The following is a 15,571-nucleotide window of genomic DNA, read 5'->3' as shown; positions in this document are numbered from 1 at the left end:
TTAGTCTCCTGGGGCCCCTGTCCGCACCGATCGCGGGATTGCCCCATTCTTGATCAACCTTCGTCACCCATCACAGATTGAACTCATGTCAAAAGCACCCACACCCAAATTTTTTAACCATATCGTTGATAAAGGGAAGCTCAAAAAGCTGATTGCTTGGGCCTACACCAACTACGGCAGTGCGCGGTGTTCCCAAGTGGCGGATTACCTCAAGGAAATGGGGTTCCGCTATGCGACGCGGGCAGGGGTCTCGATTAGTGTCGATGATTTACAAGTGCCATCGGTGAAAAAAGCGATGCTTGCCGAAGCGGAAGCCGAGGTGGCGATTACCGAAGAGCGTTACCGGACTGGGAAAATTACCGAAGTGGAACGGTTCCAAAAGGTGATTGATACCTGGAATGTCACCTCTGAAGAACTGAAAGATGAGGTGGTGCGGAATTTCCGGGATAATACGCCTCTCAATAGCGTCTATATGATGGCGTTTAGTGGGGCGCGGGGGAATCTGTCCCAGGTGCGGCAGTTGGTGGGGATGCGGGGCTTGATGGCTGATCCCCAAGGGGAGATTATCGCCCTGCCGATTAAGACGAATTTCCGTGAAGGGTTGACGGTGACGGAGTACATCATCTCCTCCTATGGGGCGCGGAAGGGCTTAGTGGATACGGCGTTGCGGACGGCGGACTCTGGGTATTTAACGCGGCGGTTGGTGGATGTGAGCCAAGATGTGATCGTGCGGGAGTCGGACTGTGGCACGCAACGCAGTGTGACGGCTGAGGCGATGAAAGATGGCGATCGCATCTTGATCAACCTTTCCACTCGTCTCATGGGTCGTGCCCTTGCAGAAGATGCGATTCACCCGGAAACCGGCGAAGTGATCGCCACCCGCAATCAATTCATTGATGACGACCTCGGCGATGCCATCGAAAAATCGGGAATTGAGAAGATCCAAGTGCGATCGCCCCTCACCTGCGAAGCCGCCCGCTCCGTCTGTCAGCACTGCTACGGCTGGAGTCTCGCCCACGGCAAACTCGTCGATCTCGGCGAAGCCGTCGGCATCATCGCCGCCCAATCCATCGGCGAACCCGGCACCCAACTGACAATGCGCACCTTCCACACCGGCGGGGTCTTCACCGGCGAAGTGGCCCGGAGCTTCAAAGCCGATGCCGCCGGGAAACTCCAATTCGGCAAAAAACTCCGCACCCGGCCCGTCCGCACCCGCCACGGGGACGATCGCGAACAAGTCGAAGTCCCCGGTGATCTGATCCTCACCAGCACCAGCGGCGAAAAATTCACCTACCCCCTCACCGCCGGTTCCCTCCTCTTCGTCACCAAAGGCGACACCGTCGAAGCCGGTCAACTCCTCGCCGAAGTCTCCCTCACCAAACGGCAAAAGTCCACGGAAAAAGCCACCAAAGACGTGGCCTCCGACCTTTCCGGGGAAATCCGCTTTGATCGCCTCGTCAGCGAAGAAAAAACCGACCGTCAAGGCAACATCACCCACATCGCCCAACGGGGGGGCTTGCTCTGGGTCTTAGCCGGGGAAGTCTACAACCTCCTGCCCGGTGCAGAACCCGTGGTGAAAAATGGCGATCGCGTCGAATTCGGCGATGTCCTCGCCCAAACCCAACTGCGCACCATCCACGGCGGCGTAGTCCGTCTCTCCTCCGGCAGTCGGGAAATCGAGATCATCACCGCCTCCGTCCAACTCGACCAAGCCAGCGTCCGCCGTGCCACCTCCGGCACCCGCGAACAATACATCATCCAAACCGCCCACGGTCAGCAATTCTTCCTCAAAGCCACCCCCGGCACCAAAGTCCAAAACCACCAAGTGATCGCCGAACTCAACGACGACCACTACCGCACCCAAACCGGGGGAACCGTTAAATATGCCGGCGTTGAAACCGGCAAATCACGCGGTAAAAAACAAGGCTACGAGGTCATCCAGGGCGGCACTCTGCTCTGGATTCCCGAAGAATGCCACGAAGTCAACAAAGACATCTCCCTCCTAATGGTGGAAGAAGGGCAATATGTCGAAGCCGGCACCGAAGTCGCCAAAGACATCTTCTGTCAATCCGCCGGGATCGTCGAAGTGGTGCAGAAAAACGACATCCTCCGGGAAATGGTGATCAAAGCCGGGGATCTCCATATGCTCGACGAACCTCCCGCCGTTGATGCCGATGGCCAACTGCTCCAGCCCGGCACCGAACTCTTCCCCGGCTTCACCGTCAGCGAACTGAAATACGGTGAATATGTCGATACCCCCGAAGGTCTCGCCCTGCTGCTGCGTCCCGTCGTCGAATATCAAATCTCCGACAAACCCGATGTTCCCTCCCAGGACTCGATCAACGGCGATGCCGGTCAGCAAATGGGGCTGCGTGCCATCCAGCGCCTCTTCTTCAAAGACGGTGAACGGGTGAAATCCGTTGATGGCGTTGAACTCCTCAGCACCCAACTCGTCCTCGAAATCGAAGACAAAGTGGCCAATGAGCACGGCGATGTCGCCACCATGAGCGCGGATATCGAACTGATTCCCCACGATCCCGACGACGACAACACCGAATATCAACTTCAGATCGTTGTCCTGGAATCCCTGGTGATTCGGCGGGATATGGATGCCGACACCACCAGCGGCGGCACACGCACCCATGTGGTGGTGCAAGATGGGGACGAAATCGCACCGGGATCAGTGGTGGCTCGCACGGAGATCCAATGTAAAGAAGGGGGCCTGATCCAAGGGATTCAAACCGAAACCGAAGCCATGCGCCGGATTTTGGTCACCCGAAACACCGACCTGATCACCCTATCCCTTGATGCTGACCCGATCGTGAAAGAAGGCGATTTGGTGGTTGCCAGTCAGGAGTTAGCGCCAGGGGTCAGCACCTTTGAATCCGGTCAAGTGTTGACCATCACGGATCGTGAACTCATCCTGCGGCGGGCGCGTCCCTATCGGGTTTCTGCCGGGGCGTTGTTACAGGTGGGCGATGGTGACCTGGTGCAACGGGGGGATAACCTCGTGCTGCTCGTGTTTGAACGCTCTAAAACCGGGGATATCATTCAGGGTCTACCCCGGATTGAGGAATTGCTCGAAGCCCGCCGCCCCCGTGAAGCTTGCGTCCTGGCCCGTCGTCCGGGGGTGGGTCAGGTGGTGTACGATGCCGATGAAAGTGTGGATATTAAGGTCGTCGAAAGTGATGGCACGATTAGCGACTATCCGATCAGCCCCGGTCAAAACGCCTTGGTGTCTGACGGTCAAGAGGTGAATATTGCTGAGCCCCTCACCGATGGCCCCGCTAACCCCCATGAAATTCTCGAAACCTTCTTTGAATATCACAAGGAAGAAATTGGCGACTATCAAGCGGCGTTGATTGCCCTGGAAAAAGCCCAGCTTTTCCTGGTGGATCAGGTGCAAGGGGTGTATCAGTCCCAGGGGATTGATATTTCGGACAAGCACATTGAAGTGATTGTGCGACAAATGACCTCGAAGGTGCGGATTGATGATGGTGGCGATACGACGATGTTACCGGGTGAGTTGATCGAACTGCGTCAAGTGGAACAGGTCAACGATGCCATGGGGATCACCGGGGGTGCTCCGGCTCGCTATACGCCGGTTCTGTTGGGGATTACGAAGGCATCGCTCAATACCGATAGTTTCATCTCGGCAGCGTCATTCCAAGAAACGACACGGGTCTTGACTGAAGCGGCCATTGAAGGGAAATCTGATTGGCTGCGGGGTCTCAAGGAAAACGTGATCATTGGCCGCTTGATTCCGGCGGGAACTGGGTTTAATGCCACGGAAGATCTGCCGATTGGGGGTGGGTTTGATGTGGAAAACGGCAATGATTTTAGTGTCACTGCGCCGTCGCGAACCTTGACGGAAGGCTACGGTGGGCGTGCCAATGGTGATTTTCCCCGTGAAAGTCGCGCCTTGGATGAAAATATGGTGCTTGATGATCAAACGGCCCGTGCTTATCAGCTCGAGAGTCCAGATTCAGAGGCTTCGCCGTCTTTCTTGCTTGACGAAGAAGAGTAGTGCTGAATTGATTCCGGCCGTCTAACAAGGAGGGATGTCCCTCCTTGTGATCTTGAGATGTTGTGTAAAACAGGCAAAGTTGTGTTAGAAAATTCGTCTTCGGCTTCAACGTCGGCCCATGCTCACCCCCACGTCCATGACGCGGAGGTTCGACGGCAAATTATCAATCGACTGTCTCGGATTGAGGGCCATATTCGGGGGGTTAAGAATATGGTGCAGGAGGATCGCCACTGCCCAGAGGTTTTGGTGCAAATTGCGGCGGTGCGGGGCGCGTTAGACCGCGTGGCTCGGATGATTTTGGATGATCACCTGACGGAATGTGTGGTGCGCGCAGCTCAAGAAGGCAATATGGAGGCAGAAATTGAGGAACTTAAATCGGCGCTCGATCGCTTCTTACCCTAGGGAGAGTCGCCAGCGTTTGGTGATTCGATGGTTGAGTGGGGTGGGGGAGTTTGCAACGGGCTTAGGCTGTGCGATCGCATTTTCCGCCCTCCATGCTCAGGCGCGATCGCTTCCCCCGACAATGATCGCGATCGCCTCTCCAGACACAATCGATCTAGCCCAAATGACGGTTTTTCAGGCGATTGTTTTGGGGTTTGTGCAGGGGATGACGGAATTTATCCCGATTAGCAGTACCGCCCATCTTAAGGTTGTGCCGGTGGTGTTGGGGTGGGGTGATCCCGGTGTCACCTTTACGGCCATTATCCAACTGGGCAGCATTGGGGCGGTGCTGTGGTATTTCTGGGCGGATCTGTCTGAATTGATCACCGGCACGATCCAGTCCCTGCGGACGCGGAATTTTCAATCCCAAGCTTGGCGCATGTCCCTGGGAATTGCGATCGGAACCGTGCCGATTGTGGTGTTTGGACTCCTGCTGAAAGTTCTGGTGCCGGATTTGGATGATTCGCCGATTCGGAGTTTGGCTTCGATTGCGATCGCCTCCATCCTCATGGCCCTCCTCCTGGCCTTAGCGGAAAAACTCGGCCAACGCCTGCGCACCTTTGAACAACTCTCCACCCTGGACGGGATTTGGATGGGACTCGCCCAAGCCTTAGCCCTAATGCCTGGGGTTTCCCGGTCGGGGTCTACGATCACGGCGGGTCTGTTCATGGGCTTAGAACGGGCGACGGCGGCTCGATTTTCCTTCCTCTTAGGACTGCCGGCCATTACCCTCGCCGGCCTCGTGCAGTTAAAAAGTGACGTGATCGATGTGGGGGTTCCCAATGCCGCCTGGTTATCGCTGATCGTCGGGACGCTTTCGGCGGCGTTCTTTTCCTACTTGGCGATCGCTTGGCTGATCAAGTTTTTGCAAAAACAAGATACCTGGGTTTTTGTCTGGTATCGCCTGGCCTTTGGGATCGTGATTCTGGGGGCATTGGGGATGGGGTGGCTCTAGATCCGTCCCATCCCTCACGGCGATTGGGATACTGACCCGGTCTGAGGCGGCGGAGGGATTAACGGTATGATCCAAAAGGTTCAATGGTTTGGATGGGTGAGGAATGGGACAACGGGATGCGCTGCAATCGATTCTAGAGGCGGTATCCGCCGGCTATCTAAGCCCCCAAGCGGCAGCGGCAAAATTGGGCCAAGCCGAGACGGGTTATGAGGCGATCGCCGACTTTGCCAAGCTTGACCACCAGCGCCAAGCCCGCACCGGCTTCCCCGAAGCAATTTGGGGCCAAGACAAGACCCCCGACCAAATTGTGCAAATTTTCCAGGCGATGCAACGTCACCCCGCGATCGCCCTGGCCACCCGAATCACGCCCGCTGTGTTTGCCCAGTTGCAACACCAATTGCCAGCGTTGCGCTACTACGAAACCGCCCGCATTTGCGCCTTAGGCACACCCAAGACCCACCGTCCCGGCACGATTACCCTATTAACGGCAGGCACGGCGGATCTGCCCGTTGCCGAAGAAGCCGCCGTCACCGCCGAGTTAATGGGCTTTACGGTTGAGCGTCTTTGGGATGTGGGCGTGGCGGGAATTCAACGATTGTTGCGCCATCAAGATGCGATCGCCACGGCCGATGTCTTGATCGTCGTTGCCGGTATGGAAGGAGCGTTGCCTAGCGTTGTCGGGGGTCTAGCTGATTGCCCCGTAATTGCCGTGCCTACAAGTATCGGCTACGGCGCAAGTTTCGGCGGTTTAACACCCTTGCTGGCGATGCTCAATTCCTGTGCTGCCGGGATTGGGGTCGTCAATATTGACAATGGCTTCGGGGCGGCCATTCTCGCCGGTCAAATTCTCCGCACCGCTGAAAAATTCGCTCAATCTCGCCCCTCAAGACCCGAATCTCCGCCCAATTCGTAACATCGGTAACAACCCGGTGCGAAAGCCCCAGCCTACACTAAACGTTACCCTCCGATTGCTTAGATCAGACCGCCTAAATCATTGGGGCGGTTTTTATTTGCCCAGGGCAAGGCGAAATGCTGATCTAGAGAGCTAGGGAAATATTCGCTGCGGGCATCGCATTGCTATAGCACTAGCCAGAGCGGTTAGGACATTTAGAAGACTCTGGAATAAGGGGCTTATGAAACTTAAGGAAATAATCCGGTAATTCCGTAATGCGAGCATCTTGCTCGCTAGAGGTTTAGAGCCTTTTTCAATGACCGGATTAAATAGTGAACCTCCATAAGCCCCTTGCCTGTCCTAGTGCCTTTGTTGATTGCTATAAGATGGGATGACAGGGCAATCCTGCCCACGTCCCCAGCCTCCAGAAAACGTGCTTGATCTTGCAGCACGTTTTCGTTGTCCGTCGATGGATTGAGGTTAAAGGGGGCAACCGGGGGCGGGCTTAAAGCGAGACTTTCACCGGGGTACGACTGGGTTTCAACTCTACCGGAGTTGGTTGAAGGAGCGATCGCCCCGTCATTTCAGGGGGTTGAGGGAGGCGTAGGATTTCCAACAGCGTCGGGGCCACGTCACAAAGCCGCCCATCTTCACGCAATTGCACATCCGCACCATAGCCCGGAATTTTCAGCCCTTCCCCTTCAACCAAGATCAAGGGCACTCGGTTCGTCGTGTGGGCCGTCCAAGGTTTACCCTGCTCATCCCACATGTATTCTGCATTGCCATGGTCAGCCGTAATCATCGCCGTCCCTCCCACGCGGGAAATCGCTTCGAGTAAGCGCCCCAAGGTGCGATCCACTGTTTCGATCGCTTCTAAGGCGGCGTTCATGTTGCCGGTGTGACCCACCATATCGGGGTTGGCATAGTTGATCACGATCAGGGAATATTCCCGCTTGGCCAAGGCCGCACAGGCCACATCCGTGACTTGTTCGGCGGACATCTTGGGCTGGCGATCGTAGGTCGCCACCATCGGACTGGGAATCAATTCCCGGTCTTCTCCGGCGAGGGGCTGCTCCAAGCCACCATTAAAAAAGTAGGTGACGTGGGGATATTTTTCCGTTTCGGCGGTGCGAAATTGGCGTAACCCATGGTCTGCGATCACTTCACCCAGGATATTGGTTAAGCTTTGGGGTTCAAACGCCACATCAACCGAGAGCGTCGGATCGTACTGGGTAAACGTGAGGAAATGGAGCGGCGTAATATGAACTCGCTCAAAGTCTTTGAACGTGGGGGAAACGAAAGCCGTCGTCAGTTGGCGGGCGCGATCGGGCCGGAAATTAAAAAAGATCACGCCATCATTGGCCTCAACTTTTCCCGGTGCAATCCGCACCGGCAGGATGAATTCGTCGTTAATCCCTGCGTTGTAGGAGTCTTGGATAATGTCCAGGGCGGAACGGGAATCGATCACGTCGTCCTCGGTCAGGACTCGATAGGCTTGTTCGACCCGATCCCAGCGGCGATCGCGATCCATGGCATAGTACCGACCGCTGATCGTCGCGATTGTCCCCACACCCACAGCATCAATCTGGTCTTGAATCTGTTGCAGGACTGCGATCGCCTCATTGGGCTTTGTATCCCGACCATCCGTAAACACATGGAGGCACACCTGCTCAATCCCCTGAACCTTAGCCAAATCCAACAGCCCAAATAAATGGGACAGATGGGAATGCACCCCACCCTCTGAACAGAGTCCCATACAGTGGAGTTTGCCGCCCGACTGCCGCACCGACTGACACAGCTTCACCAACGCCGGATTTTCTAAAAATGAACCGTCTTCCACCGCATCGGAAATGCGCACAAGTTCCTGAGGCACAATCCGCCCGGCCCCAAGGTTCAAATGGCCAACCTCAGAGTTGCCCATTTGCCCATCCGGTAATCCGACCTTCTTGCCCGATGTGTGGATCAAGGTATGCGGGTAGGTCTCCCATAAACTATCCATGACGGGTGTTGATGCAGTGCGAATTGCGTTGCCATCGGCAGACTCCCGATACCCCCAGCCATCTAGAATTATGAGCACCGCAGGAGAGACTGATGCTGGTGTCATAGTGCTTACCTTATTTGTACCTATCAACGCCATGATGATACCATTGCCCCCTCAACTCTCGTTGTTTTTTTGTCATCAGAAGCACAAAAAGCCCCTGTCTGAGACAGGGGCTTCACGCACTTTGCTAGGCACAGAGTGGTGGAAAAATGAATGTGAAGACCTAGTCTAGATCAGGCATTGCTAATACCGGTTCAGTCTCACGATCAATCCCTTTTTCAAAACCAGCCGAAGCCGCACGGGCCCGTCCAGCATGCCAAAGGTGACCAACCAAGAAGAAGAAGCCCAGTACGAAGTGGGAGGTTCCCAACCACGCGCGGGGGTTCACATAGTTAAAGGAGTTGGGTTCGGTAATGATCCCCCCCACCGAGTTCAGAGAACCGTTGGGCGCGTGGGTCATGTATTCCGATGCCCGACGCAGTTGCCAGGGTTGGATGTCATTGCGCAGTTTGTCGAGATCCAAACCGTTGGGGCCCCGCAGCGGCTCTAACCAGGGACCACGGAAGTCCCAGAAGCGCATCGTTTCACCCCCAAAGATGATCTCACCCGTGGGCGATCGCATCAGGTATTTACCCAAACCCGTGGGGCCTTGAGCCGAACCAATATTCGCCCCCAAGCGTTGGTCACGCGCCAAGAACACAAAGGCTTGGGCTTGAGACGCTTCGGCGTTGGTGGGGCCGTAGAACTCACTGGGATAGGCGGTATTGTTGAACCAAACAAAGAAGGACGCAATGAAGCCCATCAAGGACAGCGCACCGAGGCTGTAGGAGAGGTAAGCCTCACCCGACCAGACAAAGGCGCGACGCGCCCAACCAAAGGGCTTGGTCAAAATATGCCAGATGCCGCCTGCAATGCAAGTTAAGCCGACCCAGATGTGACCACCAATGATGTCTTCCATATTGTCAACACCAATGATCCAGCCTTCGCCGCCAAACGGAGAGTTCAGCAGGTAGCCGAAGATCACGGCTGGGTTCAGGGTGGGGTTACTGATGATCCGGACATCACCACCACCCGGAGCCCAGGTGTCATAGACACCACCAAAGAACATCGCTTTGAACACCAGGAGCAGAGCACCAAGGCCCAACAGAATCAGGTGATACCCAATAATATTGGTCATCTGGTTTTTGTCTGCCCAGTCGTAGCCAAAGAAATCAGAATATTCTTCGAGGGTTTCCGGGCCGCGGATGGCGTGGTAGATCCCACCCAAGCCGAGGACAGCGGAGGAAATCAGGTGCAACACACCGACGACGAAGTAGGGGAAGGTGTCCACCACTTCACCACCGGGCCCCACACCGAGGCCAAGGGTGGCCAAGTGGGGAATGAGAATACAGCCTTGTTCGTAGATAGGCTTGTCTGCGGTGAAGTGAGCCACTTCAAACAGAGTCATTGCGCCCGTCCAGAACACGATTAGGCCAGCATGGGCGACGTGGGCACCCAGCAATTTACCGGAAAGATTGATTAAGCGAGCATTGCCTGCCCACCACGCGAATCCAGTAGATTCTAGATCGCGGCTTTGGTTGATGGTTGAAGCACTAGAGAGCGTTACCACGCGGTAAAACCTCCTCAGGGAATATAAAACGTTCGTGGGGTTGATCTTGCGGAGCCATCCAGGCCCGCATCCCTTCGTTGAGCAGAATGTTCTTGGTGTAGAACGTCTCAAATTCAGGGTCTTCGGCGGCGCGGATTTCTTGGGAGACGAAATCATACGCCCGCAGGTTTAAGGCGAGGCCAACGATGCCAATGGAACTCATCCACAGGCCCGTGACGGGGACAAACAGCATGAAGAAGTGCAACCACCGTTTGTTAGAAAACGCAATTCCGAAGATTTGGCTCCAGAATCGGTTGGCGGTTACCATGCTGTAGGTTTCTTCCGATTGGGTCGGGGTGAAGGCGCGGAAGGTGTTCGCTTGGTCGCTGTCTTCAAAGAGGGTGTTTTCTACCGTGGCTCCGTGGATGGCGCAGAGTAATGCACCCCCCAGAATCCCGGCAACTCCCATCATGTGGAAGGGGTTTAACGTCCAGTTGTGGAACCCTTGCAGGAACAGGATGAACCGGAAAATCCCCGCAACCCCGAAACTGGGGGCGAAGAACCAACTGGATTGTCCTAAGGGGTACATCAAGAAGACGCTGACGAATACGGCGATCGGACCACTGAAGGCGATCGCATTGTAGGGACGAATCCCCACGAGGCGTGCAATTTCAAACTGACGCAGCATGAAGCCGATCAGCCCAAATGCGCCGTGGAGCGCCACGAAGGGCCACAGTCCGCCGATTTGGAACCAGCGGGTGAGGCTCCACTGGGCTTCGGGTCCCCAGAGGAACAGCAGGGAGTGACCGAAGGCATCGGCGGGCGATGACACGGCGACGGTGATGAAGTTGCAGCCTTCGAGGTAGCTCGATGCCAGTCCGTGGGTGTACCAGGAGGTGACGAAGGTGGTGCCGGTCAGCCAGCCGCCCAGGGCCATGTAGGCGCAGGGGAACAGCAGCAAACCAGACCATCCGATGAAGACGAAGCGATCGCGTTTGAGCCAGTCATCGACTGAGTCAAACCAGCCTCGCTCTTGTGTTCTTCCAACAGCTATGGTCATAAATTCAAAAATCCTCTTGCTTGGTGAATTAAAGGCAAGATTCCTATAAATTGGGCCGCTTGCGATCGCAACTTTAGGTGATTTACCCCTCAGCGCGCCGATCAGCGTCAGCTCAAAAATCGGGCTGATTTAAGACACAAATCAACAGGTACGAGTTGCGCAGGTAACCCCATAACAATGCGGAGCGCAAGCAGAGTCGATCGTCTAGTTGAGACTAAAATCTCCAACTCTCGGATCTGTGTTTTTAAACAGTGCAGCCAGTTCAATAGGGAACTGCTCTATGCGGTTAGCCTGAACAGAGGTTCGGTTTTCCCGCACTTAAAACATTATTACCGAAAATTTTACAAATTGACACATCATTCCTCAGAAATCTGCCATTCCGCCTCCCCAGGCACCAAAAACAGTCTTCGGATACACCGACCCCAGCACAGGTCAGATCCAGTGGTAGAATTGGACTCTAACCCCATAGCATCTTTGAGAAATTTGGTTTCATGACCGCATCGATATCATCCCCCACAGAGTCAGTCCTGCGGCAAACCGTGCTAGGCTCTCGCCGGATCAGCAACATCTTTTGGGCGGTTATTTCAGCCATTGGTGGCATCGGGTTTTTCCTGGCTGGCCTATCGAGCTATCTGCACAAAAACCTATTACCCGTCACGGATACGACCCAATTAATTTTCATTCCCCAGGGGATTGCCCTCCTGTTCTATGGTGTGATTGGCAGCTTAATTGCCCTTTACCAAGGCATTATGTTTATCCTGGATGTCGGAGGGGGGTATAACGAATTCGATAAGGTAGCACAGCAAGTGACGATCTTCCGGTGGGGATTCCCCGGTAAAAATCGTCAGATCAACGTCACCTACGCCCTTGATGATGTGCAATCGATCCGTGCTGAAATTCGCGAAGGACTCAACCCCAAACGTGCCCTTTACCTGCGGGTCAAGTCCAGCCGTGATATTCCCCTAACCCGTGTGGGCGAACCCTTAAGCCTGTCCCAATTGGAAAACCAAGGGGCTGCCTTGGCTCGCTTTTTGGGTGTTCCCCTTGAAGGCCTCTAAACACTGAAAGCTGATGATGACTGTTTGGTTCAGACAACAACGGTGGGTCATGATGTGGGCGGTGCTCTTCACGGCCCTTTTCGTGGTGGGGTGTAGCACCCCGACCACTACGTCGCCCTCAAGTTCAGAAACGCTATCGACTGCCGCCGCCACCAGCGCCAGTGAGACGGCTGCCGATGCGACCCCAGCCGAAACCGGCACAATTACAGAACAATCCAGTAATGATATGAGTGATTTACCCAGACTAAATGGCAAGGCGACGGTTGTGATGACGGTGAAGGATCAACCGATCACGATCGCAATTGATGGAGACAATGCCCCCATTACTGCGGGTAATTTTGTGGATCTCGTGCAGCGGGGGGTTTACGATAATTTGGTGTTTCACCGCGTCGTGACTCAACCCCAGCCCTTTGTGGCCCAAGGCGGAGACCCCCAGGGCAAAGATCCGAATTTTCCCGCTAGCCGTTTAGGGACGGGGAGTTTTGTTGATCCGGATACCGGCAAACCTCGTTATATTCCGTTGGAAATTACTCCGGCTGGGGCATCAGAACCCACCTACAGTGCGGTGCTCTCTGGCGCGACGGGGCCAGAATTGAAGCATACGCGGGGCGCGATCGCTATGGCTCGCTCGCAAATGCCCGATTCAGCCTCGTCCCAGTTTTATTTTGCCTTGGATGACCTGTCGTTTTTGGATGGGAGTTATGCGGTCTTTGGTCAAGTGACTGAGGGGATGGATGTGGTGGATGGCATTGAACAAGGCGATCGCATTCAATCTGCGACAGTAACCGAGGGTTTGGAGAACCTCCAACAACCCTAAGCCGCGATGGGCGTGGTGATTACCGGTATTGGCCTGTCCTCAGCCTTGGGGAATCAAGACCAAACCTGGCAACGGCTGCTGCAGGGTGAATCTGCCATTCACCTCCAGCAGCCGTTTTCCGTATTGCCGCCGGCTCCCTTGGCGATGATCGGCGCGACGCCCCAGCGCTTAACGGATTTAATCTCTCCCCTGGTTGCGGCTGTGGTGGCCGATGCGCACCTAGAGCTACCGCTGCCGGATTGTGGGGTGGTGGTGGGGTCGAGTCGGGGCTGTCAGGGGGATTGGGAAGCGGCCGGGGGTGAGCGATCGCCGTTGCTCAGTTGGCAGACCCACGGCCTTGATGCTGCCGCGTGGCACAGTGCTGCTCGGATTCACAGTCGGGGCCCGGTGCAGGCTCCCATGGCCGCCTGTGCGACGGGGTTGTGGGCGATCGCCCAAGGCTATGCCCTGATTCACCGGGGTGAGTGCGATCGCGTCATTGTCGGAGCCGTGGAAGCCCCGATTACCCCCCTTACCCTCGCCGGGTTTGCCAAGATGGGTGCCTTGGCTCAAACTGGCTGTTATCCCTTCGATCGCCACCGGGAAGGCTTGGCCCTAGGGGAAGGGGGGGCGCTGCTCTGTTTGGAATCAACGGCGATCGCCGTTGCCCGTCACGCCCCCATCTACGCCGAAATTCGCGGCATGGGCTTCACTGCCGATGCCCACCATGTCAGCGCCCCCGATCCTAGCGGTCACGGGGCACGCCAAGCGATTCAGCACTGCCTCCATCGGTCTCAGTTAACCCCCCACCAGATTAGCTATATCCACGCCCACGGCACCAGCACCCAGCGGAATGATAGCCATGAAGCAGCGGTGCTTGCGCAACTGTTTCCCCCGACGCTCCCGATCAGTTCGACAAAGGGCGCGACGGGTCACACCTTGGGAGCGTCGGGGGCGTTGGGTGTTGCTGTTTGTGCGTTGGCGTTGCGATCGCAAATCCTCCCCCCCTGCGTCGGCATCCGCGATCCTGCCTTTCCCACCCTGAATGTCGTGCGTCAGGCAACCCCCGCCCCCATTTGTCATACCCTCTGCCTCAGTTTTGGCTTTGGGGGTCAAAATGCCGCCGTGATCATCTCCGCTCCAAATTCTCGCAACTACGGGGTTCAGCGTGAATGATTATTGCCTTTTGACGGCGACCCTAAAGGTGAGACTAATCCAACAGTTCCGGTTCCGGTTCGGTGGTGGGGATTTGAAACCGGATTTGGGTGAGGGCATCTCCGGCGGCGGGGGTGGCTTCAAGGGTGAGAGAGCCTGCCATGTGCTGGATGAGGGTGCGGCTTAGGTGAAACGTCATCGCCGCTGACGGGAGGGGAGTCGGTAACCTATAGCCTGTATCGGCTGTGGCCAGAGGAGGCAACGGCGCATCAGCGGGGTTTGCTTCCCAAATGGTATGGGGCGACTGAATCTGTAACACCAAGTCAACGGTTTCGGCGTGGGGTTCAAGGCTGAGGGAGAGTTCCCCTTCTTTCATCAGTGCGATCGCTGCACTGATGATATTGGCGATCGCCTGCACAAATTTTTTCTCATCGGCCATGATATAAAGTTCGTCATCAATGTCCGGAATTGTTAAACCATAGCCCCGATTCGTTGCCAACAGGTGCGTCAGTCGCTCAATCCCGGCAAACACCGTTTGAATGGCCAGAGGATGCACCTCGATCTGGTTCGCACCATAGTCGAGCTTGGACACATAGATGATTTCATCTAATAACTTAAGGAGCCGCTGCGCGGCTTCATGGGCTTGCCGAATAAAATCGCGCTCCTCTTCGGGACTTTCGCAGAGATCCGACAAAATGAGTTGATGTAACCCCATCATGCTACTGAGGGGGGCACGGAGTTCATGGGACGTGCGCGCGAGAAACCCACTTTTGAGTTGCCCCAGATGAATCGCCTGTTCATAGGCGAGGGTCATCGTCGCTAAATCGGCAGAAAGAGACTCGATAGTCTGAAGATCATCCATGTTAATTGTGTCAGTGGCTTAAAACGATGCTACCTTGACGCAGAATTTGCCAATCGTTCTGTATCCATTTTGCAACAGTTGACGGTTGACCACTGCCCAACGTCTCAAGGGTGGGTATTAGCTCCGGGCCCGGTACGCCGACGGCGGGAAAGGTCTCATGAATCGCTGCTAAGGTGGTCAGAGGGGGCGAACCGGAGAGGTTAGCGCTGGTGGTGGCGAGGGGTTTGGTGTGGCGCAGAAGGTCGAGGGCAAAGTCTTGGGCGGGAATGCGGATGCCGATCGTGCCGGGCTGCTGGGGGGTCATGGCGAGGGGAACAGCGTCCGTGGCCGGGAGGACGAGGGTTAAGGGGCCGGGCCAATGGTGGGCGGCGATCGCTTGCCATTGCTCCCGTTCTGCCGTCGTCCCCGCCAGATAGGGTAGAAAATCTTCCCACGCCGCCCCTAAAAGAATCAGCGGCTTATCAGCGGCTCGCTGCTTCGTGTCAAAAATTTTCTGACCCTGGTGGGGCAGGGTTGCCAAGGCGGGCACTGTATCCGTCGGAAAGGTGATCACATCCCCGGCTTGAACCCATTGCGTTAATGTGGCGAGAGAGGAAAGATACATACAGCAATTCGCACCAGAAAAATAGCTAATCCATTGTATAGCAATGGCCAGAGCGGTTAGGACATTCAGAGACTCTAGAACAAGGGGCGTAA

General features: G+C 55.7%; 12 protein-coding genes. 7 read left to right on the top strand and 5 right to left on the bottom strand.

What is annotated here, in order from left to right; all coding sequences use genetic code 11:
- The first annotated feature begins 85 nt into the window (after window positions 1–85).
- The 4 genes from SPI6313_RS12705 to larB all read left to right on the top strand — a co-directional run bounded on the left by SPI6313_RS12705 (window position 86) and on the right by larB (window position 6,336).
- A complete protein-coding gene (locus SPI6313_RS12705) occupies window positions 86–4,027 on the top strand; it encodes a DNA-directed RNA polymerase subunit beta' (RefSeq protein ID WP_072621331.1) in 3,942 nt (1,313 codons plus the stop codon).
- Between the two features lie 57 nt (window positions 4,028–4,084).
- On the top strand, window positions 4,085–4,429 hold the full coding sequence (locus tag SPI6313_RS12700) for a metal-sensing transcriptional repressor (RefSeq protein WP_084669012.1): 345 nt from the start codon (window positions 4,085–4,087) through the stop codon (window positions 4,427–4,429).
- Window positions 4,430–4,550: 121 nt separating this feature from the next.
- On the top strand, window positions 4,551–5,423 hold the full coding sequence (locus tag SPI6313_RS12695) for an undecaprenyl-diphosphate phosphatase (protein ID WP_084669201.1): 873 nt from the start codon (window positions 4,551–4,553) through the stop codon (window positions 5,421–5,423).
- Window positions 5,424–5,526: 103 nt separating this feature from the next.
- Complete coding sequence (larB, locus tag SPI6313_RS12690; RefSeq protein ID WP_072621330.1) at window positions 5,527–6,336, top strand: nickel pincer cofactor biosynthesis protein LarB; 810 nt, start codon at window positions 5,527–5,529, stop codon at window positions 6,334–6,336.
- A gap of 484 nt (window positions 6,337–6,820) precedes the next feature.
- Here larB and gpmI read toward each other — a convergent pair whose 3' ends face one another.
- From gpmI to psbD, 3 genes are all read right to left on the bottom strand, one after another.
- Complete coding sequence (gene gpmI, locus SPI6313_RS12685; protein WP_072621329.1) at window positions 6,821–8,419, bottom strand: 2,3-bisphosphoglycerate-independent phosphoglycerate mutase; 1,599 nt, start codon at window positions 8,417–8,419, stop codon at window positions 6,821–6,823.
- Between the two features lie 160 nt (window positions 8,420–8,579).
- A complete protein-coding gene (gene psbC / locus SPI6313_RS12680; RefSeq protein WP_072621328.1) occupies window positions 8,580–9,965 on the bottom strand; it encodes a photosystem II reaction center protein CP43 in 1,386 nt (461 codons plus the stop codon).
- A complete protein-coding gene (gene psbD / locus SPI6313_RS12675; protein WP_072621327.1) occupies window positions 9,949–11,004 on the bottom strand; it encodes a photosystem II D2 protein (photosystem q(a) protein) in 1,056 nt (351 codons plus the stop codon). Before psbD ends, psbC begins: the two co-directional genes overlap by 17 nt.
- Before the next feature lie 491 nt (window positions 11,005–11,495).
- Between psbD and SPI6313_RS12670 the strand changes: the two genes are divergently transcribed.
- From SPI6313_RS12670 to SPI6313_RS12660, 3 genes are read left to right on the top strand one after another with little or no spacing between them, the layout of a single operon-like run.
- On the top strand, window positions 11,496–12,062 hold the full coding sequence (locus tag SPI6313_RS12670) for a photosystem I assembly protein Ycf4 (protein ID WP_072621326.1): 567 nt from the start codon (window positions 11,496–11,498) through the stop codon (window positions 12,060–12,062).
- Between the two features lie 16 nt (window positions 12,063–12,078).
- Window positions 12,079–12,879 carry a peptidylprolyl isomerase gene (locus SPI6313_RS12665; protein ID WP_072621325.1) on the top strand — a complete coding sequence of 267 codons (801 nt, stop codon included), beginning with the start codon at window positions 12,079–12,081 and terminating at the stop codon, window positions 12,877–12,879.
- A 6-nt stretch (window positions 12,880–12,885) separates the two neighbouring features.
- The gene (locus SPI6313_RS12660) at window positions 12,886–14,034 is read left to right on the top strand and encodes a beta-ketoacyl-ACP synthase (RefSeq protein ID WP_072621324.1); all 1,149 of its coding nucleotides are present in this window, start codon (window positions 12,886–12,888) and stop codon (window positions 14,032–14,034) included.
- A 34-nt stretch (window positions 14,035–14,068) separates the two neighbouring features.
- On the opposite strand, the gene SPI6313_RS12655 is transcribed toward SPI6313_RS12660, so the two are convergent.
- Both SPI6313_RS12655 and SPI6313_RS12650 read right to left on the bottom strand, forming a co-directional pair.
- Entirely contained in the window at window positions 14,069–14,875 is an 807-nt protein-coding gene (locus SPI6313_RS12655) for a sensor histidine kinase (RefSeq protein ID WP_072621323.1), read from the bottom strand.
- Window positions 14,876–14,885: 10 nt separating this feature from the next.
- The gene (locus tag SPI6313_RS12650) at window positions 14,886–15,479 is read right to left on the bottom strand and encodes an L-threonylcarbamoyladenylate synthase (protein WP_072621322.1); all 594 of its coding nucleotides are present in this window, start codon (window positions 15,477–15,479) and stop codon (window positions 14,886–14,888) included.
- Window positions 15,480–15,571: the final 92 nt, after the last annotated feature.

The organism is Spirulina major PCC 6313, from assembly GCF_001890765.1.
Classification (GTDB): Bacteria; Cyanobacteriota; Cyanobacteriia; order Cyanobacteriales; family Spirulinaceae; genus Spirulina; species Spirulina major.
The sequence above is the reverse complement of the archived record's forward strand: the minus strand, read 5'-3'. Positions and strand labels throughout refer to the sequence as shown.

Excerpts from the sequence above, each read along its gene's own strand:
- larB (WP_072621330.1), top strand. The coding sequence starts at position 5,527 with ATGGGACAACGGGATGCGCTGCAATCGATTCTAGAGGCGGTATCCGCC.
- SPI6313_RS12665 (WP_072621325.1), top strand. The coding sequence starts at position 12,079 with ATGACTGTTTGGTTCAGACAACAACGGTGGGTCATGATGTGGGCGGTG.
- psbD (WP_072621327.1), bottom strand. The coding sequence starts at position 11,004 with ATGACCATAGCTGTTGGAAGAACACAAGAGCGAGGCTGGTTTGACTCA.
- SPI6313_RS12695 (WP_084669201.1), top strand. The coding sequence starts at position 4,551 with ATGATCGCGATCGCCTCTCCAGACACAATCGATCTAGCCCAAATGACG.
- SPI6313_RS12650 (WP_072621322.1), bottom strand. The coding sequence starts at position 15,479 with ATGTATCTTTCCTCTCTCGCCACATTAACGCAATGGGTTCAAGCCGGG.
- SPI6313_RS12705 (WP_072621331.1), top strand. The coding sequence starts at position 86 with ATGTCAAAAGCACCCACACCCAAATTTTTTAACCATATCGTTGATAAA.
- gpmI (WP_072621329.1), bottom strand. The coding sequence starts at position 8,419 with ATGACACCAGCATCAGTCTCTCCTGCGGTGCTCATAATTCTAGATGGC.
- SPI6313_RS12670 (WP_072621326.1), top strand. The coding sequence starts at position 11,496 with ATGACCGCATCGATATCATCCCCCACAGAGTCAGTCCTGCGGCAAACC.
- SPI6313_RS12660 (WP_072621324.1), top strand. The coding sequence starts at position 12,886 with ATGGGCGTGGTGATTACCGGTATTGGCCTGTCCTCAGCCTTGGGGAAT.
- SPI6313_RS12700 (WP_084669012.1), top strand. The coding sequence starts at position 4,085 with ATGTTGTGTAAAACAGGCAAAGTTGTGTTAGAAAATTCGTCTTCGGCT.
- SPI6313_RS12655 (WP_072621323.1), bottom strand. The coding sequence starts at position 14,875 with ATGGATGATCTTCAGACTATCGAGTCTCTTTCTGCCGATTTAGCGACG.